Origin of the sequence: Robertmurraya massiliosenegalensis JC6 (assembly GCF_000311725.1) — a bacterium.
GTDB classification, from domain to species: domain Bacteria; phylum Bacillota; class Bacilli; order Bacillales; family Cytobacillaceae; genus Robertmurraya; species Robertmurraya massiliosenegalensis.
Genome location: NZ_HE978511.1, coordinates 211,518 through 235,976, shown reverse-complemented (window position 1 = coordinate 235,976; position 24,459 = coordinate 211,518). Strand labels below are relative to the sequence as shown.

Annotated in this window: 26 protein-coding genes and 1 tRNA gene; 19 read left to right on the top strand and 8 right to left on the bottom strand. The window is 37.7% G+C overall.

The genetic code is table 11. From position 1 onward, the window contains the following. Positions 1-29: 29 nt before the first annotated feature. Both BMSHG_RS01305 and BMSHG_RS01300 read right to left on the bottom strand, forming a co-directional pair. Complete coding sequence (locus BMSHG_RS01305; RefSeq protein WP_019152622.1) at positions 30-1,046, bottom strand: sensor histidine kinase; 1,017 nt, start codon at positions 1,044-1,046, stop codon at positions 30-32. Continuing rightward, complete coding sequence (locus tag BMSHG_RS01300) at positions 1,043-1,732, bottom strand: response regulator transcription factor (protein ID WP_019152621.1); 690 nt, start codon at positions 1,730-1,732, stop codon at positions 1,043-1,045. Before BMSHG_RS01300 ends, BMSHG_RS01305 begins: the two co-directional genes overlap by 4 nt. Positions 1,733-1,906: 174 nt before the next feature. Between BMSHG_RS01300 and BMSHG_RS01295 the strand changes: the two genes are divergently transcribed. Beyond that, entirely contained in the window at positions 1,907-2,683 is a 777-nt protein-coding gene (locus BMSHG_RS01295) for a hypothetical protein (RefSeq protein ID WP_019152620.1), read from the top strand. Between the two features lie 10 nt (positions 2,684-2,693). Here the strand turns inward: BMSHG_RS01295 and BMSHG_RS01290 are convergent, their stop codons facing one another. Both BMSHG_RS01290 and BMSHG_RS01285 read right to left on the bottom strand, forming a co-directional pair. Next, positions 2,694-3,011, bottom strand: coding sequence for an ArsR/SmtB family transcription factor (locus BMSHG_RS01290; RefSeq protein WP_019152619.1), 318 nt, complete (start codon positions 3,009-3,011; stop codon positions 2,694-2,696). Next, a complete protein-coding gene (locus BMSHG_RS01285) occupies positions 3,012-3,428 on the bottom strand; it encodes an SRPBCC family protein (protein WP_019152618.1) in 417 nt (138 codons plus the stop codon). Between the two features lie 179 nt (positions 3,429-3,607). Here BMSHG_RS01285 and BMSHG_RS01280 point away from each other — a divergent pair, with 179 nt between their 5' ends. The 4 genes from BMSHG_RS01280 (at position 3,608) to BMSHG_RS01265 (ending at position 6,868) form a co-directional block, all read left to right on the top strand. Then, positions 3,608-4,486 carry a GNAT family N-acetyltransferase gene (locus tag BMSHG_RS01280; protein ID WP_019152617.1) on the top strand — a complete coding sequence of 293 codons (879 nt, stop codon included), beginning with the start codon at positions 3,608-3,610 and terminating at the stop codon, positions 4,484-4,486. Between the two features lie 102 nt (positions 4,487-4,588). Continuing rightward, positions 4,589-5,329 (top strand): GNAT family N-acetyltransferase, encoded by a 741-nt coding sequence (locus BMSHG_RS01275; protein WP_019152616.1) that lies wholly within the window; start codon positions 4,589-4,591, stop codon positions 5,327-5,329. A gap of 66 nt (positions 5,330-5,395) precedes the next feature. Then, positions 5,396-5,764, top strand: coding sequence for a YkvA family protein (locus BMSHG_RS01270; protein ID WP_019152615.1), 369 nt, complete (start codon positions 5,396-5,398; stop codon positions 5,762-5,764). A gap of 165 nt (positions 5,765-5,929) precedes the next feature. Then, positions 5,930-6,868: an MBL fold metallo-hydrolase gene (locus BMSHG_RS01265; RefSeq protein ID WP_019152614.1), complete on the top strand. Its 939-nt coding sequence runs from the start codon at positions 5,930-5,932 to the stop codon at positions 6,866-6,868. A 248-nt stretch (positions 6,869-7,116) separates the two neighbouring features. Here BMSHG_RS01265 and BMSHG_RS01255 read toward each other — a convergent pair. The 3 genes from BMSHG_RS01255 to BMSHG_RS25570 all read right to left on the bottom strand — a co-directional run bounded on the left by BMSHG_RS01255 (position 7,117) and on the right by BMSHG_RS25570 (position 8,430). After that, positions 7,117-7,204: transfer RNA gene (locus BMSHG_RS01255), tRNA-OTHER, on the bottom strand. 53 nt (positions 7,205-7,257) lie between these two features. Next, positions 7,258-7,926 carry an SOS response-associated peptidase gene (locus BMSHG_RS01250; RefSeq protein ID WP_019152612.1) on the bottom strand — a complete coding sequence of 223 codons (669 nt, stop codon included), beginning with the start codon at positions 7,924-7,926 and terminating at the stop codon, positions 7,258-7,260. A gap of 189 nt (positions 7,927-8,115) precedes the next feature. Next, positions 8,116-8,430 carry a phage holin family protein gene (locus BMSHG_RS25570; protein ID WP_019152611.1) on the bottom strand — a complete coding sequence of 105 codons (315 nt, stop codon included), beginning with the start codon at positions 8,428-8,430 and terminating at the stop codon, positions 8,116-8,118. A gap of 274 nt (positions 8,431-8,704) precedes the next feature. Here BMSHG_RS25570 and BMSHG_RS01240 point away from each other — a divergent pair, with 274 nt between their 5' ends. The 11 genes from BMSHG_RS01240 to BMSHG_RS01190 all read left to right on the top strand — a co-directional run bounded on the left by BMSHG_RS01240 (position 8,705) and on the right by BMSHG_RS01190 (position 18,839). Next, positions 8,705-10,447, top strand: a complete 1,743-nt coding sequence (locus BMSHG_RS01240) for a carbon starvation CstA family protein (protein WP_026073285.1) — start codon at positions 8,705-8,707, stop codon at positions 10,445-10,447. Between the two features lie 62 nt (positions 10,448-10,509). After that, positions 10,510-10,773: a cory-CC-star protein gene (locus BMSHG_RS01235; protein ID WP_019152609.1), complete on the top strand. Its 264-nt coding sequence runs from the start codon at positions 10,510-10,512 to the stop codon at positions 10,771-10,773. Between the two features lie 14 nt (positions 10,774-10,787). Then, entirely contained in the window at positions 10,788-11,756 is a 969-nt protein-coding gene (locus tag BMSHG_RS01230) for an ArsA family ATPase (RefSeq protein ID WP_019152608.1), read from the top strand. Between the two features lie 92 nt (positions 11,757-11,848). Next, positions 11,849-12,067 (top strand): DUF1659 domain-containing protein, encoded by a 219-nt coding sequence (locus BMSHG_RS01225; RefSeq protein ID WP_019152607.1) that lies wholly within the window; start codon positions 11,849-11,851, stop codon positions 12,065-12,067. 45 nt (positions 12,068-12,112) lie between these two features. Further along, entirely contained in the window at positions 12,113-12,328 is a 216-nt protein-coding gene (locus BMSHG_RS01220) for a DUF2922 domain-containing protein (RefSeq protein WP_019152606.1), read from the top strand. Positions 12,329-12,394: 66 nt separating this feature from the next. After that, complete coding sequence (locus tag BMSHG_RS01215; protein ID WP_019152605.1) at positions 12,395-12,562, top strand: YvrJ family protein; 168 nt, start codon at positions 12,395-12,397, stop codon at positions 12,560-12,562. A gap of 358 nt (positions 12,563-12,920) precedes the next feature. Then, positions 12,921-13,121 (top strand): cold-shock protein, encoded by a 201-nt coding sequence (locus BMSHG_RS01210; RefSeq protein WP_019152604.1) that lies wholly within the window; start codon positions 12,921-12,923, stop codon positions 13,119-13,121. 126 nt (positions 13,122-13,247) lie between these two features. Beyond that, entirely contained in the window at positions 13,248-14,393 is a 1,146-nt protein-coding gene (locus BMSHG_RS01205) for an exonuclease SbcCD subunit D (protein ID WP_019152603.1), read from the top strand. Then, positions 14,390-17,527, top strand: a complete 3,138-nt coding sequence (locus BMSHG_RS01200) for an AAA family ATPase (protein WP_019152602.1) — start codon at positions 14,390-14,392, stop codon at positions 17,525-17,527. The genes BMSHG_RS01205 and BMSHG_RS01200 overlap by 4 nt, the downstream gene beginning before the upstream one ends. A 95-nt stretch (positions 17,528-17,622) precedes the next feature. Then, a complete protein-coding gene (locus BMSHG_RS01195) occupies positions 17,623-18,333 on the top strand; it encodes a YwaF family protein (protein ID WP_019152601.1) in 711 nt (236 codons plus the stop codon). Beyond that, entirely contained in the window at positions 18,330-18,839 is a 510-nt protein-coding gene (locus tag BMSHG_RS01190; protein WP_019152600.1) for a P-loop NTPase family protein, read from the top strand. Before BMSHG_RS01195 ends, BMSHG_RS01190 begins: the two co-directional genes overlap by 4 nt. Positions 18,840-19,065: 226 nt before the next feature. On the opposite strand, the gene BMSHG_RS01185 is transcribed toward BMSHG_RS01190, so the two are convergent. Beyond that, on the bottom strand, positions 19,066-19,386 hold the full coding sequence (locus BMSHG_RS01185) for a DUF3889 domain-containing protein (protein WP_019152599.1): 321 nt from the start codon (positions 19,384-19,386) through the stop codon (positions 19,066-19,068). A 172-nt stretch (positions 19,387-19,558) separates the two neighbouring features. On the opposite strand from BMSHG_RS01185, the gene selB reads away from it, so the two are divergent. The 3 genes from selB (at position 19,559) to BMSHG_RS01170 (ending at position 24,426) form a co-directional block, all read left to right on the top strand. Then, positions 19,559-21,436 carry a selenocysteine-specific translation elongation factor gene (gene selB / locus BMSHG_RS01180; protein ID WP_019152598.1) on the top strand — a complete coding sequence of 626 codons (1,878 nt, stop codon included), beginning with the start codon at positions 19,559-19,561 and terminating at the stop codon, positions 21,434-21,436. A gap of 248 nt (positions 21,437-21,684) precedes the next feature. Continuing rightward, on the top strand, positions 21,685-22,830 hold the full coding sequence (locus tag BMSHG_RS01175) for an acyl-CoA dehydrogenase family protein (protein WP_019152597.1): 1,146 nt from the start codon (positions 21,685-21,687) through the stop codon (positions 22,828-22,830). 42 nt (positions 22,831-22,872) lie between these two features. Then, complete coding sequence (locus tag BMSHG_RS01170) at positions 22,873-24,426, top strand: fatty acid--CoA ligase (RefSeq protein WP_019152596.1); 1,554 nt, start codon at positions 22,873-22,875, stop codon at positions 24,424-24,426. The last annotated feature ends 33 nt before the right edge of the window (positions 24,427-24,459 follow it).

Sequence of the window (24,459 nt, the reverse complement as noted above, 5' to 3'; positions counted from 1 at the left end):
TCACATGCACGTAAGAGCTTGTACAACCATCAATGATCATTTAGAACAGATGACAAGCGGAGAAACTCATTTTTCTTTGGGAATGTTAATGTGAAGGTAGTACCAACACATAATTTAGATTCAACTTCAATAGTGATGAAAAGGGATTTTGCCGCTTTACTTGCTAAATATAAGCCCATTCCTGTTGCTGCATGATCCTGATGATGTGAAGTCGATGTAAAACCTCGGTCAAAAATTCGCGGCACGTCTCTCGGATCAATGCCACGACCGAAATCTGTTACTTCCAAAACAGTCGACCCATTTTGAGGATAGCTTTTTATCTGGATATCGGTGTCTTTACTATATTTCACTGCATTTGTGAGCAATTGTCTGATGATGAAGGAGAGCCATTTCGAATCACTTAGCACATTCATATCTTCTAAGTTCATTTCAAAGCCGATCCCTTTTTGCATACACCATGATTGTAGTGCTTTAATTTCTTGATAAACAATGTTTTTTAAATTCGCTTCTTCTATATACAGATCATTTTCCATGAATGGTAGACGTCGTTGATGTAGTTGTTGATCGAGTAAATGATCGATTCTTAACCATTCATATTTCATTCTTTCTTTCAATCTCTCATCATCAATTCGATCAATCATTAAATGAAGCGCCGTCAAGGGTGTTTTCACTTCATGTATCCAGGACATTAGTTCATCTTTTTCATGTTCTAGTTCCCATTTATTATGAGAAGCACCTTTTTTTAAGAGATCGATTTGATTGGTAATGGTATCTTCGACGATTTTTTCAAAGGGACTTTCGGCATAGGTTAGCTTCGATGTATCAAAATCTTCCTCCCATTCCTCCAAGGCTAAGAAAAATCTTGTTTCCTTCTGATAACGGAAAAGGAGGAAGAGGATAAAGGCAATGGTTGAGAGAAGTACACTATATAGTGTGGCTAATAAAGAAATTTTTGAGTCTAAATATGTTACAAAAAGGATGACCATTTGGCTAAATAGAAAAAAAAGTATCCAGCTACGTCTCTCAACTAAATATGTTCGAATCATACTAATTCCTCTTCTATCGCTATGTAACCTTGACCAACCTTCGTTTCAATAAATGACTCTAGTCCAATTTCCCCTAATTTTTTGCGTAGCCGATTGACGTTTACTGTTAGTGTATTGTCACTTACAAAACGCTCATCGTCCCATAAACTTCTTATCAGCTCTTCTCGTGTGACAATTTTGTTTTTCTTCTCAATGAGTTGTTTTAAAATGAAAATTTCATTTTTGGTTAACTCAATGGTTCCTTTATCGTTTGTTACCGTATTTTTCTCATAGTCGATAGTAGAACCACACCAAGTTTTTAGCTGAACGGGTTCAGAGCTGTAATTATAAACACGACGTAGGATCGCTTGAATTTTCGCAATGAGGACATCAAAATGAAATGGCTTTTGAATAAAGTCATCTGCTCCTAGTTGCATCGCCATTACCATATCCATCGGATGATCGCGCGATGAAAGGAATACGATAGGCACATTTGAATGGGAGCGAATCATTCGACACCAATGAAATCCATCGTACTTCGGCAATTGAATATCAATAATCACCAAATCGGGTTTGAATGTGGAAAATGGTTGTAAAATATTCGAAAAGTCTTTTATACCAACGACTTGATAAGACCAATCTGTTAACCGTTCATGTATTTCTTGAAAAAGTGAAGCATCATCTTCTATAAGCAAAATTTTAAACATATTCATCACCTAACACATTTATGTATAGTTTCATTCTAAACGAATAGGTAGCATACAAACAATGATGTTTTAGAATGTTGAACAAGAGTCATTCTTGCAATGGTGAATAAAGGGATTTCCTCAAAGGATAGAGAATCTTTAAAGTGATATAAATAAGATGAGAAGGTGTTAAACATGAAAGCTCCTCAACAAATTTTAACCGTTTGGCAAAAATTTGATGATTTTCCGATGGAGACGTTGACGAAAGCATGGTATAGCACATTAGGATCAAAGAAGAGGCAAAGAGAGATAAGTCTTATGAAAGAGCATCGCCAGCAATATGGTATCGCTGGGAATTGTTTTGATTTAGCAATATGGCTTCTGGATGAATTTCAAAAAGAGGGGATCAAAGCCTATCCAATTGGATCCGAGATAGAAACTAAAGGGGCACATGCCGCTGTAGTCGCTGTTGATGAAAGAGGTATGCGATATTTATGTGATTTAGGGGATCAGTGGTTAACCCCCATTTTACTAGATTCACATAGTGAAGATTTTACGGATGAGAAACTTGGCGGTTATTTTCCAGGTGCGGAGGTTCAAGTTATTCAGAAGAAGAATGAAGTGGAAATTCTCTATCATCGTCCGAATGGTAAAATATCTCAGCAATTATACCAGCTTGAGCCGATTGAGATGAGCGATTTTTTGCAGGCTGCTGAAATTTCTCAACGAAATATTTACCGCAAGCCACTTCTGGAATGTAGAGTTCCATATAAAAGTGAAATCGGCCACTGGGAATTTTATGATTGGCAAAGCTATTTTAGCACTACTGAAGGCTTGCAAGAAGAGGAGAGATTAAATTCCAACGTAGAATGGGCCAAAAAGATCACAGTGATGACTGGATATGATCAGAAACTAGTAGAAATTGCTTTAGAAGTGTTCGCATCTCTCGAAAAGAAAAATCGCTCGGTATAATCCAAGCGATTTAATCTTCTTTTTCCATTTGAAATTTAAGCATTGCGAGTTTATTGTTCCAAAACTGTTCATAAAAGGAGAGCCACTCTTTCACTTCCGTTAGTGGTTCAGGTTGTAATTGATAAATTTTTTCCCTACCAACCTTATTTCCTTTTACTAATTGTGCATCTGAAAGAATTTGCAGGTGCTTGGCAACAGCTGTACGACTAATCGGAAAATGAGCTGTAATTTCTGAAATCGGCAAATTTTTATGTGCCAATAATCGAAGTACTTCTCTTCGAGTAGGGTCAGCAATCGCTTGAAATACGTCATGCCTGACTGCGCTCACTTATCCTTCGACTACCTTTTGTAGTTTTTGAACAATTCCTACCCAGCCACCGTTCATTCTTTCACGAATCACGGTAGCATCTTCTCCAGCTTTAGGTACAACGTGATCAGGAGTTTTCCAGCCACCATGAATGACAGTGAATTCTGTACTGCCTCCTAAGTCTTTCAAGTTAAAGGTAACGATCCAACCATCCGTATCCCAGGCAAAAGAAATTAGATTTGGCTCTTCCACTTCAAGAACTCTGCATGGTGATGGTCCGAATGGAGATTGAATGTGAAATTCATGACCAACTTTTGCTTCAAAATCATTTGGCATGAACCATTCTGTAATTCCCTCGGAGGTAGCGACATGGTTCCAAACTTTTTCAATTGATGCCTGGATGACCACCGTTTGTTTAATATCTTGAATAGTATCCATATAAACTCTTCTTCCTTCCTATTAATAAATATAACACCAAAAGGTTTTGTATTTGCATCATACAACACCTTTTGGTTTCATGTCAAGGTTATTATGAGTGTATCTGCGAGAGTTTACTCATGAGCAATTCGTTAATATGGTAAAATAAGTTAAGGCTTAGGATAAGGAGATGATCGATCATGATAGAGATTAGAAGAATAATAGATTTAGATGAAGTCTCCACTTTTATCGAAAAAATGAATACTGAACCTATGAATCATGTGGGCTATTGTGGGACGGATAAGGATGAAATAAAGCATGCTCTTTTGACTGATTTTTCAGATCTTTCACTTGAGTACTCTTTAATAGGAGCATTCTTACATGATCAATTAGTGGGGGCCATTGGGTTAGATATTGATAAGGAATCAATAGAAGCAGAAGTGTGGGGACCGTTTATTAGCAATCCAGAATGGGACGAAATGGCAGATTTACTGTGGGAAACGTTAATTAGGGAACTTCCGGTGGCATTAAAGACGGTTTATGGATTTTACAATGTGAAAAATACAAATGGAATTAAGTTTATTGAAAAATTGGGAGCTATCAAAAGTGGAGAACATTCGGTCCTTCAGATCTCAGAACATAATATCATTTCAAGAAAAGGATCCACAGTCAATATTCGTGAATATGAAGAAAAGGACTTTATCCCTTTTCAGTGCCTTCATCACGAAGCGTTCCCTAATACCTATCTTAGTGCAGATGAAATGAGTAATAAACATGGCAGTGAGCAAAAATTATTAATTGCAGAAAATCATCAGCAATTTTGTGGCTATGTTTTTTGTGAAGCCAACCCAAGTTTTTCTGAAGGCAATATTGAATTTATCGCTGTTTCACCATCTTTTAGAAAGCAGGGAATAGGGAATGCACTCATGAAGAAAGCCTTAGATTTTCTTTTTAGCTTTAAAGAGATAGAGGTTATTAGTTTAACGGTCAATGTAGAAAATCAAGCTGCCTTAAATGTCTATCTTCGTTCAGGGTTTAAGGAGCAACAACGCTTGTTTGCATACCGTTGTCAGTTATAAAAATGGACAGGCGGGTGCTAATATGTCACATGAAGAGAGACTAGTTAGAAAAGGATATCCAGAAGCCAAAAGAAAGTAGCTAACAGCGAGGAGACGAGACCGATGTTTGAACACATTTTTTACCGCGGTAAAATTATCTTTGAAAATGAGTTATTTAAGCATTATCACACTGCAGAAATGCTATTACTATATGATGGGAATTTCCTTCAGTTTAAGAGAATGCCATCATTAGAAGAATGTGAAAAGGCAGTAGAATATTTGAAAGAGTTCCATCAAAAAAATGGACAAGAACACATCAAGCTACTTTTTCCTGAAAACGAAAAGATCACAGGAGAGCTAGAACGATACTTTAAGCAGTCGGGATTCGAATCTGGTTTAATGGAAGTGTATCATATTTTGCCAAGCCAGTTTTTGAATATAGTCAAAAAACCTAATATCGTGATTCAAAAGGTTACGATAGATAATTGGGGGCAATTTACAAAGCTTGCATATGAGATCGATGCTGAAATTAGTGAAGATTTTGCTATGCATAAAAAAGTTATTCATGAGAAAAACTTCAAAAGCCCTAAATTTATGCAATTGATCGCTTTCTATGATGGGAAACTAGCTGGTACGGTGGATGTTATTCTTGGGGAAGACACAGCCGAAATAGATGGACTTGTTGTTTTGCCATCTTATCGAAATAAGGGAATTGGTAGCCATCTTCAGCAATTTGTGATGGAAGAATGTGCGGATAAGCGTGTCATTTTAGTAGCTGATGGGGAGGACACACCGAAAGAAATGTACAAAAAGCAAAATTATCAATATGCAGGGTTCAAGTATGAAGCGCTATTGGTTTATTAGTTCAAAAAGGTATTTTCAAGCAAATTGAGTTATAATAATTGTAAATTAAGAGAAGGAGTGTCATAGATGGAAGGAACGGAAAAGCATTATTCGGAGGATAAGTTTTGGAGTAAATTGAAGAGATTTGCTTTAAAAGCGGGACATTCAGTTGTCTACACCGCACTCTTGCTCTATTACACCTTGCAAAAACCTGAGTTGCCTAAAAAAGCTCGGGTAACTATATTAGCAGCACTTGGTTATTTCATTCTTCCACTAGATTTAATTCCTGATTTTGTCGCAGGGGTCGGTTTTACCGATGATTTAGGTGCTCTAGGTGTTGCTTTATTTCAAGTAGCGATCCATATTGATGATGAAGTAAAGAAAAAGGCAAAGGATAAATTAGTAAATTGGTTTGGAACAAATGTTGACACTTCTGAAGTAGACAATAAAATCTAAGAAAAGGCGGCATAAGTGAACGCTATCCTTCAATTAAGGAAAGGTTCATATAATTTGTCGCTTTTTATTTTGGGGCAAAAATTAAACTGTTGTATAATATTCTGAAAATTGTTATCATTTTATTTATATAAAAGTTCAACTTGTGATGAATAGAGGAGGAGCATTATGCTTTCTGAGCTAGGAATTGAACAAATAACGATTCCGTTACCTTTTCGCTTAAACCATGTTAATTGTTTTATAGCAGATGGGAAGAGAGGAAGAACGGTAATTGATACAGGCTTACATTCTGATGTGACGAAAAACATTTGGGCACCAATCATCGCGAAAAATGACATAAAGGATATCATCATCACCCATTATCATCCCGATCATTTTGGATATTCAGGCAGTATGCAGAAGTTAACAGGTGCTGATGTTTGGATGACAAAAGTAGATGCAGAAATGGGACTAAGTTATTGGAGTCCTGATTCAATAAAAACGAAAAAGCGAAATTATCTTACTTGTGGACTCCCTGAAGAATTAGCACACCAAATAACTTCGAATGAAGAAAGTTATACTGAACGGGTAGAGCCATATCCTGTCATTCAGCATGAAATAAAAGAAGGCATGAGAATTCTATTTGGTAAGCTGGAATATGAGGTCATTTTTACGCCAGGTCACTCTGATGGATTATTTGTTTTATATAATAAAGAGGAAAGTATTTTACTTTCGACCGATCATATTTTACCGAAAATCTCACCTAATATTTCATATCGGTTTAGAGGGAATCCGAATCCCTTGCAATCATTTATTACTTCTTTGGAAAAAATAAAAAAACTGAATGCTGAATACGTGTTCCCATCCCATTTTAAACCTTTTAAGAATGCGAATCACCGAATTGAAGAACTAATGAGTCATCATGAAGAAAGATTGGAATTTACATACACAACAATTAATAAGCCATCAACAATTTATGAAGTAACTCAAGCTTTATTTCATCAGTTAAATCTCCATCAAATGAGATTTGCTATAGGAGAGGCACTTGCCCATTTAGAATATTTAGTGGCTAATAATCAGTGTAGAAAATATCAAACTAATGGAACTTGGTACTATGAGGCAATATAAAGCCAGAGGGGATGTCCTCTCTGGCTCTTGTCAAGTAAGTAACTAGTTTCTCATATTATTCCTTTTCCATTAATTGTTTGATTTCTTCAAGAAGTTTTGTTTGTTTTCTTTGGTAGGTTTCATTTATAAAAACAAAATAGACGAAAAGTATCGCAATCAAGATCAGCATCTTTTTTTCTCCTTTACTACTAATATACCATTTTTTGTTAGGAAAAGAGACGCTTAATAAGGAAGGAAATGAGAGGAGAGGGACTTGGTAGGATTCGAACCTACAAAACACACATGCAGTGCCTGATTGACACCGCTGGTTGCTCTATCCACTTGAGCTACAAGTCCCTAACAAATAGTATGGGAAGTTTGATGTATAATATTCTTTTTTAGATGTGTTTTTAAAAACCATTTAGAGGCTTTAATAATGCGGGCGAATCATTTTTAGCTGAATTCACAAGTGTTGAAACCTCGTATTTTTCCATTTTTTCCGCAGGATAAGGCTTTAACAGCTTTTTTAAATCGCAAATTGGTTGGTAGGTGGGATTGAGCCAAGTTTCATATGCATCAGGTGATAAAATCACGGGCATTCGATCATGGATATCCTTTGTGACATCATTCGGTTCTGTTGTGATAATTGTACAACTCGTCAAAGGTGTTGTTCCTTTTGACCATGTTTCCCATATACCAGCAAAGGCAAAAGGTTTTCTGTCTTTCATCACAAAACGATACGGATGCTTTTTAGATTCTGTTCTTTTCCATTCGTAGAAACCATCTGCTAAAATAAGGCAACGTCTTTGTTGAAATGCCTGCCGAAAGCTTGGTTTTTCATCAATCGTCTCCGCTCGTGCATTAATCATTTTAAAGCCCATTTTTTCATCTTTTGCCCAGAAAGGGACAAACCCCCACTTCATATGTTGGGCGACTCTATTCGTTCCATCTGAGACAACCGTTAAAATATATTGTCCAGGAGCAATGTTATATCTAGGGCTTAGCTCTTCATCATTAAAAAACTCAAAATAAGCTTGCAATTGAACAATTTCATCTGTCAAAGTGAATCTACCACACATTGAAACACCTCATTTCCTTCATGGAATCTTTATTTTATTATTTCGAAAAGAATTGGAAGAATAAAAAATCCCTGTCGAGGGGGAATTTCGACAGGGATAAGGAGAGGACAAAACCCTAACTCTTATAACACAATACCCCAAAAAACGGAAACTTAAACGTCTGAATGTTAGAATAATTAGTGCCGTTACTTATTTTGTTTCCTCAATTTTCTCCGTTTTTTTCTCCTCTACAGTAATGACCTTTCTCGTCGTAAATTTTCCACCTAGTGTTTGCTTAAACATTTGGTGCCCTAAAACAGCTACACCTGCAGCAATGATGCCATTGAGAATCGCATCAACAGAAAAGCCAAAAGCAAATGTTCCGATCATAATAGCTAACCCAAGGAGAATCCAAATGATTGTCCAATTAGCGATTTTCGGAGTTTGCTTTAATGCGTAGCCGACGACCCATAGTGCTGGAACAAGTATATAGTAATTTTTATTTAAAAAATCTAATAGTTCCATAAATGAACCCCCTTTTCCCTGAGCCTAATCTAATCGACTATTTTTAAATTGAGAAGGATAAATCGACATGTATAAGCATGAGCTAGATGGAGCGACTCAGTTAATGTATTATCGAGATATTATATGTCATTTTCAGATTTATGCTTGTTCATTTGTAATAGTGATAAGAGTGGGTAAATTATTTTATTATAATATTCAGAATACATTGACTTTATGTATACGCTTTCATTATGATGGGGATGTAGGACATTTTAGAAAAGGGGGTAAAAGAATAGTGAATTCGATTTGGCTTGCGATTATTGGCATGATCGTTTTTGCACTTGGTTATCGCTTTTATTCAAAGTGGATAGCTGAAAAAATTTATCGACTTGATCCGAACTATGTCACACCAGCACATCAATTTGAAGATGGGGTAGATTTCGTACCGACGAATAAACTGGTCTTATGGGGACATCACTTTACATCTGTTGCTGGTGCTGCACCAATTGTTGGGCCAGCCATTGCTGTCTATTGGGGTTGGTTACCTGCGTTTCTTTGGGTAATACTCGGTACCATTTTTGCTGCAGGTGTCCACGATTTTGGAACAATTGTTTTATCAGTCCGAAATAAAGGTCAATCTGTTGGTACGATCACCAGTAAAATTATCGGTAGTCGCGCGAAAAATATGTTCTTATTTATTATACTCATTCTTGTATTAATGGTTAATGCTGTATTTGCTTGGGTCATTTCAAATTTGTTTATTCAATTTCCATCAAGTGTACTACCTGTTTTTATTCAAATTCCACTGGCTATTTGGATTGGATATGCAGTATATAAAAGAAAAGCAAGCATGCTTGTTCCATCCTTGATCGCCTTAGCGGTGATGTACATTACTGCTATTATCGCAAGTAATGTACCAGCTCTTCAAATTGATTTAGTAAAGGCCTTTGGTGGAGCAGAGAATACGGTTTTATTTGGTCTTGATGGAGTGGCCATGTCATTCTTTATTTGGATCATCATTTTGATGATTTATTGTTATGTTGCCTCCACTTTACCAGTTTGGAAACTGTTGCAGCCACGTGATTTCATTAATTCACATCAACTAGTAGTTGGTTTAGTCATTCTATATGCTGGTTTAGTTGTGCTACAACCAAAAGTAACAGCACCAATGACAAATGCAGCAGCAACGGACACTTCATGGATCCCTTTATTATTTATCACGATTGCATGTGGTGCGATCTCAGGATTTCACGGGCTTGTTTCTTCCGGAACGACTTCTAAGCAGTTAAATAAAGAAACGGATGCCCGCTTTGTTGGCTACTTTGGTGCTGTAGGAGAAGGGACACTTGCCCTTATTTCGATTATCGCCTGTGTTACTCTTTTTGCAACCAAAGGAGACTTTATGGCTGCTTATTCAAGTTTTGGTGCAGCAAATGGTGGCGGTTTAGGTAATTTTGTCAATGGAGCGGCGTTACTAGCGACAGGGATCTGGATCCCAGAAGATGTCGCTCGAACGATCGTAGCCGTCATTGTCGTTAGTTTTGCAGCCACTACTTTGGATACTTCAGTTCGATTAATGAGATATATTATCTCAGAGATTGGAGAGGAATATCAGATTAAATCACTATCAAAAGTGCATGTGGCGACAAGTTTAGCTGTTTGCACTAGTGCTGCTCTTGTATTACTCCCTAAAGGTCCAAATGGCTTTGGTTCAGGTGGTTACCTACTATGGCCACTTTTTGGAACAAGTAATCAACTTTTAGCTGGCGTCAGCCTATTACTCATTTCAATTTGGCTGAAACGTCAAGGACGTAATTATCTGCCTACCTTTATTCCAATGGTCTTTATATTTGCTATGACCGTTTGGGCAATGGTGCAACAAGTTGTTTTTGACTGGTCAGGACTTGGAGCTACTGATACAAATCTATTACTCTTTATTCTCGGAGGAATTATTCTCATTCTAGTCATCTGGATTATTTTAGAGGCAATTAGTGCTTTTCGGAGAAATGATCCACCTTCGATTTCACAGGACATGTAATCTAAAAGTAGAGGCTAGGACTTCCTAGTCTCTATTCCCTTACCATATGAGGAGTGTTTTTAATGAATTTTTTTGAGCAATTAAAAAAGGTTGTTGCTCTTTACGAAGAAATATTAGAGCAACCTCATCGCACAGAGCTTGCACGAGAATTAAGAGACGAAGAGGATTTATTTATGCTTCTATGTTTCTCAGAAATGGTTGGGATTCCAAATCCAGCTTTCTATTATACACTTGAACTGTATCCGTTACTGCTTGAACGTTTTCATCAGTGGCACTTACGTTTGGGACTCGAAACTTCTCCATTAGATGGAGTTCGATGTTGTTAAAAGGAGGATTCATAATGGATTTACTGCATAAAAAAATATATTTTATTGGAGGTAAAGGCGGAGTGGGAAAAAGTACTTCTTCCGCTGCATTTGCCTCATATTTATCCTCACTGCATAAAAAAGTCCTCCTTGTTTCAACCGATCCTGCTCATAATACAGGGGATCTGTTTCATTTGAATTCTAATGGAGAACTTACATCCATTTACAAAAATTTAGATTTTATTGAGATAGATTCAGAACGAGAATCAAAACGATACATAGATGAAGTGAAAAATAATTTGCGTGGCCTTGTAAAAGCCACTATGGTAGAAGAGGTACACCGACAAATTGAGCTTGCTGCTAGTACCCCTGGTGCGGAAGAAGCTGCGCTTTTTGATCGGTTATCTTCTATCATTATCGAAGAAGTTAAAAACTACGATGCGATTGTATTTGATACAGCTCCAACCGGCCATACCATACGTTTATTGACATTGCCACAATTAATGGGCGTTTGGATGGATGGAATGTTAGAAAGAAGGAAGCAAGTAAATGAAAAGAACTTTCATCGCTGGATGGATGACGGAGAAAGTCGAACGGATCCAATTTACGAAAAGCTCCAAGTGCGGCGGAGAAAGTTCTCTAGTGTGAGGAAATATCTACTCGATTCCAATCTGACTGAGTATATCTTTGTTTTAAATGCAGAAAGACTTCCCATTCTGGAGACTCGAAAAGCCATGGATATGTTAAAGCGGCATGAAATCAATGTGAAGACGCTTTTTGTAAACAAGCTCATTCCGGAAGATGCAGACGGAATGTTTATGGAAAAAAGAAAGGCCAATGAACAGATCTATCGAAAGGAAATTGAAAGGGTTTTTCCAGAAGCGAGAAAAGTGATGCTTCCAATGTTAGAATCTGATATTGCAACATTAGCGCATTTAAGGAGATTTACAACGTATCTACAAGAAGGATTAGAAAATATCAAAAATCAAATAGACAGTCACTGAGGTACCCCAGTCGATGGGAGTACCTTTTTTCTGCTTAGCATGTCTCCTTTTTTATCATTCTTATATATAAAAGGTGAAGGGAGGTGAAGAACATGGCTGAAGCAATGATTATGGATTCAAAGTTACGCCTTTTGTTTGAAACAGGTATAAATGAAAAGGGAGAGCCGGTCTATAAGACGAAAACTTATAACAATATTGATAAAGAGGCAACGGCAGACCAACTTTCTGAAGCAGCACAAGCACTAGGCAGTTTATCGCTCTATCCAGTGATAAGTGTTGAACGTACGGACAATTTTGAAATTGTCGGTTAATGAGTGAGATTTTGTTTAACGAATTTTACAAGAGGAGGTGAAAAAATGGCTAAAACATTAGAATTACAATTTGTGACAGATTTCGGAAACTCTTTCAATATCTCAGTAGATGCACCGAAAGAGCCGGTGGAACCAACAGAGGTAAAAGCAGCGATGGAAGCAGTTATTGCTTCTAATGCTTTCTTTAGTCAAAAGGGAAGATTAGCAAGTGTGAAGGGAGCACGCATAATTGAACGCAATGTAACAGAATATGAGATTTAAAGTTGGAAGGAGCCAGGAATGCCGTATCTGGCTCCTTTTGAAATAATAGGAGAGGAGAGATGAAAGGTGGAACAAATCGTTCCTTTGATCAGCGATGTTGGCTTTCCGATCGTCGTTACTCTTTATTTGCTTTATCGTATTGAAGCGAAATTAGATGTAGTCGTACAATCTATCGAAAGCCTTCCTGGGCAAATAAAGGAGGAGCTCCATTTGACTTTTTTATGGCATAGATGATCATAAAAATTCAAAGTGGAATAGTAATTTTTCGAGGTGTTCAGTCATGATTCGACACGTTTAAACATTGATATAAAGGCGTTTGTCGGATTTATTCAGATTGACAGAATTGACTGAAAATGTTATATTAAAAACAGCCGTTATCACGTGATTGTTTTTTGCAAGATGCTTGTTCCAACATGTTTCGAATGATTTCACAAGATTAAAGTGCTAGAATAATGATTTCATATTGTGCATTATTCATAGATGAAAGCCTTTTCGAAATGGACTCGAGTAATGTAAGTAGATGCAATACGTTGTAAATGGTGAATTTTACACAAGGCACTTGTCCTGTGCCGATTTAGGAGGATTTTTTTTAATGAAAAACGGTAAAGTAAAATGGTTTAATGCTGAAAAAGGATTCGGATTTATTGAATCTGAAGATGGAAATGATGTATTTGTACATTACTCTGCAATTCAATCTGAAGGCTTCAAAACATTAGAAGAAGGTCAAGAAGTATCTTTCGAAGTTGTTGAAGGTGCTCGTGGGCCACAAGCGGCTAATGTAGTAAAATTATAATTGTAAATGTTTAAACAGCTCAACCATTTGGTTGAGCTGTTTTTAATTTGGATGAATTCCATTTATTATAAAGTTCATCGTTTTTAAAAACTGGTATAATGATGACAGATAAACGAGGTGAAGATGATGAAATTTATTCATACTGCAGACTGGCATTTAGGAAAGCTTGTGCACGGTCTATACATGACAGAGGATCAACGAGTTGTCTTAAATGAATTTGTTAAATTAGTAGAGGAAGAACAGCCAGATGCTGTTATTATTGCCGGAGATTTATATGACCGTTCCGTGCCGCCGACTGATGCGGTAGAACTTCTGGACGAAATGCTTTTTAAGATGAATGTAGAATTAAAGACACCAATCATTGCGATAGCTGGAAATCATGATAGTGCAGAGAGGTTATCTTTTGGGAGCTCATGGTATCGAAACAGTCATTTCTATTTGACAGGAAAGCTGCAAAAATCATTTGAGCCTATCCGTTTAAATGGTGTTAATTTCTATTTGGTACCCTATGCTGAACCAGGTATGGTCAGACATTTGCTAGAGGATGATTCTATTCATTCGCATCAAGATGCGATGAAAGCCGTAATTGGCAAAATAGAAGAAACAATCAATGTAAATGAACCGAATGTTTTTGTTGGACATGCCTTTGTACTAGGGGGAAATACTTCCGACTCTGAGAGAACACTATCCGTAGGAGGGTCAGGATGTGTAGGTCAAGAATTATTCGAACCATTTTCCTATACGGCATTAGGGCATCTTCATAGTCCAGATGCAATCAAACATGACAAAATCTTTTACTCTGGTTCATTATTAAAATATTCTTTTTCAGAAGCGAAACAAAAAAAATCAGTTCAAATTGTTGAGATGAATGAGAATGGTTCCTTCGAAGTTCGCTATCATTCCCTTGCTCCAAAGCAGGATATGCGCGAACTAGGAGGGTATTTAGAGGAGTTATTAGACCCAAGTTTTTATGAAAAGCAAAAATTAGATGATTATTTAAAAATAACGTTACATGATGAAGGGGCACTTATCGATCCAATCAATAAGCTCCGTCAAGTGTACCCGAATGTTCTTCATCTAGAGCGAAAAATTAACCTGCAAGATATGAAACAAAGAGATCAAGTTACCGCTCATCGAGAAGAAAAGAAATCAGAATTAGAATTATTTGAGCAATTTTATATGGAAATGACAACTGCTGATTTCACCGAAGATAAGAAACAAGTGATGGCAAATTGTATCAACGAGGTGCTCGTAGAGGAGGGAGCGAAATGAGGCCGATTACGTTAACGATGCAGGCTTTTGGTCCTTATGCTGGGCGTGAAATGATTGACTTTAGTGAATTAGGAAGCCGGACGATGTTTGTTATTTCAGGAAAAACAGGTTCTGGGAAAACGACGATTTTTGATGGGATTAGCTATGCGATTTATGGAAAAGCAAGTGGCGAGGATCGCAACGGTCCAGAACTTAGAAGTCAGTTTGCTCCCGATGACCTCCATACAGAAGTCTCCTTAAAGTTTAGCTTGAGAGGGAAAGCCTATTTCATTGTCCGTTCACCCCAACAGGAAAAGAAAAAAGAACGGGGCGACGGTTATCGTACCATTGGCGCGAGCGCTGAATTATATCTATTTGATGAACATGGAGAAAAGCAACTTGTAGCTGCAAATGTTAGAGATGTGGACGAGAAGATTAAAGAGATCATGCTCATCGACAGCAATCAATTCCGCCAAATTTTAATGATTCCACAAGGTGAATTTCGCAAACTATTAACCTCAGATAGTAAGGAAAAAGAGGCGATTTTGCAGCGCTTATTCCACACGGAAATTTACAAAAGGGTGGAGGACAAGCTGAAGGAAGAAGCAACTGGATTAAAGAGAACAGTTGAAAAACAACAAGAAGAAAGAACTTTACTCCTTCGAAAAATTACCGCCCTTTATAATAAGGAATTACAAGCTTATTTAGAAGCTGGTAGTGAAAATGATGTCCTCTTATTTCCGCTTTTAGAAGATGAAATTGAAAAAATGGGCGAGAAACTAGAACAAATTCAGCTTGAGAAGGACACAAAAGAAAAGGATAAAGAGCTTCTCGTACAAAAGTTATATGAAGCAGAAAATATCGTCAAACAAATGGCCATGAGAGACGACTTAGGTGTCAAAAAGGAAAAGCTCGAAAATGAAAAAGAAACAATCCTGGGAAAAGAAAAGGAAATTGCGCAGGCCAATAAGGCTTCTATTTTAGCTAAGCAGGATGAACTTTGTCATCGCCTTAAAAAAGAACAGGATACACTTGTTGCAGATATGAAAGTAAGACAACAAAGAGTAGAGGAACTAAAACGACTTTTACACAAATATGAGGAAATTCTCCAAAAAGAATTGGAGAGAGAAGATGAGCGAAAGCAAGCACAAGCCGAAATCCATTCCCTCCAACAAATGAAAGAAGAAGTGACTTCATTTGCGCTTCTGGAGGAAGAGGTGCATCAACTAAAAGCGGGGACCGAGCAACTACTTGAACAACAAAAGCAATCAGAAGAAGCTTTTCAACGTGTCGGAGTTGAGTTAACGAAGCTTGTAGAAGAGAAATCCTTGTTAGAGAAAGTAGCCGTTCAACTAATTGAAAATGAGCGCAATATGGAAAGGTTTGAAACAGAAAAGACACTCGTTGGTAAATATGAGTTACAATGGCAAAAAAATAACGAGTACGATAAAAAATTCGAACAAAATCAAGGAATGCTTATGAGTGCTAAAGTGCGACTTGAAGATGCGAAGGCAACGGTTGAAGAGCTAGAAAATAGGTGGTTCCATGGACAAGCTGCGAATCTAGCACGTCAACTGCATGAGGGAGATGCTTGTCCTGTTTGTGGATCGTTGGAGCATCCGAATCCGGCCACAGAAGGTGCAGGATTGATCCCAGATGAAAACGATCTAAAAGCCGCAAAATTGCAAGTCTCGACGATAGAACAAGAGAAATCAAAGATTGAAGCAGCGTTTCTAGATGTGCAATATCGCGTGAAAACAGGATTAGAGGTACTCGAGGAAATCAATCAAGAACTGCTGAAGCTTCGTCCAGATTTTACTCAAGAAAATCTAGAACCATACAAACTCTTTTTACTTGATCGAAAGAAAGCTTTACAGGAGGAGCATAGAGGGCTCGTAGAAAAACAAGCGCGGTTGGAGAAAATTACGAATGAGATCAAGTCGTACGAAGAGAGAAAACTTCTTCTTGAAAAGAAAGTGGCCGATCTTAAGACTCTGGTTAATGAGAAATCACTCGTGTATACGGAGAAAAATACGCAATTAAATGGGGCGATCTCGCGTATACCAGAGGAATTACGGACGATTCAAGCTTTCGAGCGCAAATGGCAGGAAGCAGTAAGAACTCATGAAACGTTTGTGAAAAATTTGGAAACAGCACAAAAGAATTATCAAGAAACGAAGGAAAAGTTTTCTTCTGAACAAAGTGCTTTTGAAACAGTGGAGAAACACGCCACTGAAAAAGAAGCAGAATTGAATATAGAGCGTCAAGCGTTTCTGACACAAATGAAGGAACAAGATTTTGCCGACTATAAGCAATTTAACCGTGCTAAAAGGACTCCTAGTCAAATTCAACAGCTTGAAAAAGACATTCTTGAGTATCATCAAGAGCTTCGTTCTGTTAGCGACCGCTATCAAGAATTAGTGGAAGCCTTGCAAGATGTGGACAAGCCTAATTTGGCAGAGTTACAGCAAGCGGTACAAGATGTTCAAAAGCTAATCGGGGAATTGAGTGATCAGTATACGAATCTTCTCATTAAAAAGAAGGATAATGAACAAATCCGCGATTCCATTATTCGGATTAATGCAGAGATGAAGACACTAGAAGAGCGCTACAAATTGGTCGGTGAGCTATACGATATTACCCGCGGCCAAAATGCATCAAAAATTACATTCGAACGCTATGTGCTAGCAGCCTTTTTAGATGATATTTTACAGGTAGCAAATGGACGATTATTGAAGATGACCAGTGGTCGTTATGAAATGCTTCGGAAAAGAGACCGAGCGAAGGGCAATGCGCAAAGTGGTCTAGAGTTACTTGTGTTTGATCAATACACAGGGCAAGAACGTCATGTTAAAACCTTATCTGGTGGAGAAAGCTTTAAAGCTGCTCTTTCCCTTGCATTAGGACTGGCAGATGTCGTGCAAAATTACGCTGGGGGCGTATCGTTAGAGACGATGTTTATAGATGAAGGATTTGGAACCTTGGATCCGGAGTCTCTGGATCAAGCGATAGAAGCACTGATTGATATTCAAAGTAGTGGACGATTGGTTGGGATCATTTCTCATGTTCCAGAACTCCGTGAACGAATTGATGCAAGACTTGAAGTAACAGCGACACAAACAGGTAGTACGACAGCCTTTCATTTTCTAAATTAATGCTAAAAATAACTACTCGATTTTCGGATCGTGTAGTTATTTTTTTGTGTTTCCATTATAATACAGATATTAAATTGATGAGAGGGGAGAATAGGTTGAACGGCTTTTTTGGACATCAATATGAGCTCTATCCCTTTCAAATATTTTCTGCTTATCATGTCATCGTTCTGATCGTGTTTTTATTCGTTTGTTTATGTATTGTGAAATTCAGAGAGTCGCTTAAAAAAAGTGAAAGAGTGATAAAGATTGCCATGTTTATAGGACTCTTTCTTCTTGAATCACTTTACCATATTTGGTTGTATGCCGGTGAACAATGGGATATGACCTTTGCATTACCGTTTCATCTTTGCTCCATCAGCTTACTTCTTTGCCTCGTTCTACTCGTAACCGATTCGAAGCATATATTTCAGTTTGTCTATTTTCTTGGATTGGCCGGTGCCGTACAAGCGATCGTGACACCAGAACTATTTGTAGGGTTTCCCCATTTCCGTTTTTTTCAGTTTTTTATAACGCATATGTTGATTATTTGGGTGGCTTTGTTTTATGTATGTATAAAAAGATATGTCGTGACAAAGAGAGGGATGTGGGAAGCTTTCACGTTTCTGAATCTTTCAGCTATACTTGCCTATTTGGCAAATGTCGTGACTGGTGGAAACTATATGTTTTTAGCTCGTAAGCCTTCAAATCCATCTTTACTTGATTATTTAGGTCCGTATCCTTTTTATATTCTAGTGTTAGAAGGTATTGCCTTTATATTGTTTTTTATATTGTATCTTCCTTGGATAAAGAGAGAGGGGAAAAAATGAAGAAAATTATGGTTATCGGTGTCTCATCAGGTGTAGGAAAATCAACATTGGCAAAAAAAATAGCAAAGAAATTGGACATCCCAGTTTATCATTTAGACACTCTTTACTGGAAACCAGGTTGGGTTGAAGCAGAAATGGAAGATTTCAGCAAAGCTCAAGAGGTGATTGTACAGCAATCACAATGGATTATCGAGGGGAATTATAGTAGTACGTTTGATCTTCGCTTTAATCATGCAGACACGATCGTCTATGTGGAAAAGCCACTCCTCACCTGTCTGTATCGAGTTGTCAAAAGGAGGATTCAAAATCATGGAAGAACAAGGAGCGATATGACTCCAGGCTGTGAGGAGAAGATCGATTGGCAGTTTATTAAATTTATCCTAACGACCTATCACCGTCGCAAAAAGAAAATGGCGCAACGATGCGAGACGTTCAAGGACACGAAACAGGTTATTATGGTACGGAATAATCGCGAGATTGAAGCACTAATGGAACGACTGGGATAAGTTGACAAATATAGGTATGAGGTTAGTCAAGTAGGCGCCGAAAATATGTGTGGACGCTTTTTGCTTAATGTTAAAGTATGCTCGTTTTATTGAGACTAGGGGAGATTTTCCGCTTATGGAAAGCAAAAAATTTTTGAATCAATAAGCAAAAATCTCTCCTTTTATAAATCAGATAGAGCACTTCCTTTAAATGATTGCGACACCCCTATGAAAACAATGGCACTTATTATTTTTCAACCTCTTTATACGTTATATCAATGACACGTTCCGATTCTTTATCATATTCAATACTTACTAATACACCGAATTCTTTATCTTTCTCCTTAAGCCATAGCTTAAATTTTTCAACAGTGGTGTTTGTTCCTTGAACACGTCCTTCATGTTTATAATCTTTAATTTCTGCATTTGGGTATTTCTCCTTTGTTTTACTAACAGCAAGCTGGCCCCACTTTGCATACTTTTCTTCCGCTTGAATAAATGATGAATGATTTATCACAAAAGCAAACGGTACAGATAAAAGCATCAAACTTATGAGTATTTTTTTCATTTTTAGCTCTCCTTTTTTCTTTTAGCTTTTCTAAATTTTCAACACTATTCATGAAAATAGGCTATTTTCGTAAACATTGTGGCCTTTAAATAAAACTGTGATGTTCATCCTTGAAAGTAACCGTATTTCAAGCTACAGTTAATTTACATAGATAAAGGAAGGGAAAGTCAGAATGAAAAGATATTTTACGATTGGAATGGCAGGGCATATTGACCACGGAAAGACGACGCTGACGAAGGCATTAACGAATGTGGATACGGATCGTTTAAAAGAGGAGAAAGAACGTCAAATTTCGATTGAATTGGGATTTGCTCCTCTTTATGAAGATAATGAAATACAAATATCAGTCGTGGATGTACCAGGTCATGAACGGTTTATACGACAAATGATTGCTGGTGTAGCAGGAATTGATTTAGTTGTACTGGTCGTTGCTGCAGATGAAGGTGTGATGCCACAAACAAGAGAACACCTAGATATTTTAGGATTTTTAGGGATAAAAAATGGGCTTGTTGCAATTTCAAAAATTGATCGGGTCGAAGAAGAATTTATCGAGCTCGTAAAAGAGGATATTAAAGAAGAATTAATCGGAACCGTTTATGAAGATGCGCCAATCGTTTTAGTGGACAGTATTTCGAAATTCGGAGTGGAAAGTTTGAAAGAGCAGATTATACATATGTTAAAAGAACGAGAAATGCGAGATGTAAAAGGTGCATTTCGTTTACCTATTGATCAAGTGTTTACGGTTAAAGGGCAAGGTACTGTTGTGAGGGGAACCGTGTACGAAGGAATGGTGGAAGAAGGCCAATCCCTAACAGTTATTCCGAAGGGTCTAGAAGTGAGGGCACGACAAATCCAGGTTCATCATCATCCAGCGAAAGAAGCGTTTGCTGGTCAGCGGGCAGCTATTAATTTATCAGGTGTTTCTAAAGATGACCTTGAACGTGGAGATGTTGTCGTTTCTTCTGAGCACTTTAATGTAACGAGAACGATCGATGTCGCTATACGAGTTGTTGAAGATTTGGATTACATGGTAAAGCAAAGGATGCCAATTAAATGTCATATTGGTACGGCAGAGGTGATGGGCCGGATCGTTTTCTTTGACCGAAATGAACTAAAAGAAGAAAATGATGAAATTCTTTGCCAAATTCGTTTAGATGAAGAGATTGTCACAAAGCGAGGAGATCGCTTTATTTTACGAAGGCCAAGTCCACAAGAAACAATTGGTGGCGGTTGGGTAATCGATCCTCAAGGGCAAAAATATCGATTTGGGGAACGGACGATTTCAGAGTTAGAACAGAAAAAAGAAGGGACGCCTGGAGAAAGAATTGTAACGGCATTAATGGAATCGAAAAGTTTATTACTTGACGAATTAATCACGAGAACATCTCTTGAAAAAGATGTGCTCAAAGAAGAGTTACAAAGTGAAGACTTTGTTTTATACAACGGAAAAGAGTTTACATTAAAAGTGCTTGTTGAAGTAATTGAAGAAGAATTATACAACCGACTCCGGGATTACCATACGAATTTTCCAATGAAGCAAGGACTGAATAAAGGAGAGTTCATTCAAGCTTTAGTGAAACAATATCCGAAAGGGTTGCTCGATTACGTGATTGAAGAAGGAATTAAAAGGGGGGTATTCAAACGAAAAGAGCAATTTATCTCGTTAAATGAATTTGAGGCCCATGTTCCGAAAAATTGGCAAGCACGTTCGGAAAACTTGATTCAGAAGCTGAAATCTGATGGGATGCAGGTTCAATACTTTACTAATTATTTGAAAGATGCTGGAATTCCAGACAATATCGCTTTTGATTTACGAAAATTTTTAGAAGATACTGAGCAAATTGCTGCCTTAGATGGTCAATTTTACTGGCATGGAGATGTCTTTAAAGAATCAGTGGCGAAACTAAAAAGTCATACCGAAAAAGAATTTGAAGTAGGTGAAGCAAAGGATGTCCTTGGTTTATCGCGGAAATATATGATTCCATTTCTTGAGACGTTAGATCGAAGAGGATTAACTATAAGAGCGGGAAATAAACGTATTTGGAAGTAGAGGAAGAGACGAAACTCTCTTCTTTTTTATATTTCATTTTCCCAACAGAGGCGATATTACAATGGTGGTCATTTAAAAACGAAGATTTTTAGCATTTTTTTGAAGCGACCCATATAAAATTCGTTCTTTTTTAACTTGAGAAGCATAATTGCGAAATTAATTTAATAATATAAATATTTTAAAAATACTAAATATATATTAAAATAAAAGTAAGCGTTTTCTTATTCTCCAAAAGAGAGGGATTTGACATGCAGCATTTATATTTACAGGAAGAACATGAAATTTTTCGAAAAGCTTTACGAAAATTTCTTGAAAAAGAGGCTCATCCATTTTACGAAAGATGGGAGGAAGAGCGGTTAATTCCACGAGCATTTTGGGAGAAGATGGGTTCCCAAGGCTATCTTTGTCCAGATGTCGAGGAAGAGTATGGGGGAAGTGGAGTTGATTGGGGTTTTTCAGTGATCATTAATGAAGAATTGGAAAAGGTTGGTTCTGGATTAGTGGGAATAGGGCTTCATAATGATATTGTCATTCCTTACATTACTTCATATGGGACGGAAGAGCAAAAAAAGCGTTGGCTCCCGAAATGCGTGACAGGTGAAACGATTACAGCGATTGCTATGACAGAGCCAGGAGCTGGTTCAGATCTTGCTAATATCCAAACAACAGCAAAGCAAAAAGGGGATCACTATATATTAAATGGACAAAAAACATTTATTACAAACGGCATTCAAGCGGACTTAATCCTCGTAGCCTGTAAGACCGAACCACGAGCAGTGCCAAAGCACAAAGGAGTCAGTCTTTTGGTTGTTGAGAGGGATATGCCTGGTTTCTCACGTGGGAGAAAATTAAACAAGATTGGGTTACATTCCCAAGACACTGCAGAATTAATTTTTGAAGATTGCCTTGTACCAAAGGATAATCTTATCGGCGAAGAAGGGAAAGGTTTTCAATATTTAATGGAAAAGCTTCAACAGGAACGATTAGTTGTTGCGATTGCAGCACAAGCCGCTTCAGAAAAAATGTTTGAAATGACCATGTCTTACATTAAAAGCCGTGAAGCTTTCGGAAAGCCCATTAGTAAATTTCAAAATACACAATTTAAAATGGCTGAAATGGCAACAGATATTGAGATGGGAAGAGCCTTTCTCGACCAACTTATATTCGAGCATATGAATGGAGAAGACATCGTCACGAAAGTATCGATGGCGAAATGGAAGCTAACGGAGAATGCAAGAAAGATTGCGACTGAGTGTATGCAATTACATGGTGGATATGGATATATGGAAGAATACGAGATTGCTAGACGCTATCGAGATATTCCAGTAGCAAGTATTTATGCAGGCACAAATGAAATCATGAAGACGATTATTGCAAAAAACATGGGGCTGTAATATTTCTAATCTGAATGATGCTTAATTTGGAGGGATAAAAAAATGACAACGATTGGTAGAATTTTTGATTTAACCGTTGCGAAATACCCGAATAAAGAGGCACTTTATGATGTGAGAAAGAATCTTCGTTTAACCTATCAGGAATGGAGTGAGGAAGTAAATAAGTTAGCCAATGCTCTTATTAAGGAAGGGGTAAGGAAAGGGGATCGGGTTTCTACGTATTTATTTAATACAGAAGAACTGGCAACGACCTTTTTTGCTTGTGCTAAAATTGGAGCGGCTTTTAATCCGATTAATTTTCGTTTAATGTCTGAGGAGCTAGCTTACATTATTCAAGATGCTGAGCCAAAGGTTGTTCTCTTTGAAAAAATGCTTTCCTCAGCTATCGAACCGATTCATCATCGCTTTGAGCAAACAGCCTTTTGGTATATTGATGAAGACACGCCAGAATATGCAGCCAATTATAAAGAAAAAGTGGCTTCAGCACCAAATAATAAAATAGACGAAGAAATTGATGAAAATGATATCTACGCTATTATGTACACGAGTGGTACAACGGGTAGACCAAAAGGAGTTATTCATCGCCACCGAGATATGAGCGAGCAAAGTTTAATTGTTATTGCTTCCACGAAGGTAACGTCAGAGGATGTGGGACTTGTAACAGCCCCGATGTTCCATTGTGCAGAGCTGCACTGTGCCCTATTACCGAGGGTTCATGTTGGTGGAAAGAATGTTATCCTTCATCATTTTGCACCAAAGGATGTACTTCACTTAATCGAACAGGAGAAGATCACGAAGTTCTTTGCTGCCCCAACGATGTGGAATATGCTCCTGCAAGAGAATTTAAGTGATTACGATCTTTCGAGTTTAAAAATAGGCTTGTACGGGGCAGCACCGATGGCTCCTAGTCTTGTGTTTGCCTGTCAGGAAAAATTGGGCATCCAACTTGTTCAAGCATACGGTATGACCGAGATGGGTCCAGCGATTACCTTTTTAGCTGAAAATGATCAAATACGAAAAGCCGGCTCTGCAGGACAGGCGTGCTTAAATCATGAAATTCGAATTGTTAAACCGAAAGAGGATGGCCCATCAGAACCAGAAGACATTGTACCAGCAGGGGAAACAGGCGAGATCATCGTCAAGGGGCCTTGTATGATGAGTGGATACTTTCACCGTGATGATGCAACTGAAAAGGCATTATATAAAGGTTGGTATCATTCTGGCGATATCGGTTACCTAGATGATGAAGGCTATCTTTTTGTAAAAGATCGAGTGGATGACATGATTATTTCTGGTGGAGAAAATATTTATCCACGTGAGGTTGAGGATTGCTTATATGGACATAGTGGCGTTTTGGATGTTGCGGTTATTGGGCAGCCAGATGATAGGTGGGGAGAATCAGTAACAGCTTTTGTTGTTAAAAAAGATCCTACCATAACAGAGGATGAGTTGGACGAATACTGTAAAAACAGCGAACTTCTGGCCAATTATAAGCGTCCGAGAAAATATGTCTTCTGTGAAGTATTGCCACGAAATGCAAGTGGGAAAATCCAAAAATTTGTCTTGCGTAAGCAGTTGGAAGATATGTTCAACTAAATAAAGAACCGCTTGGTATCATACCAAGCGGTT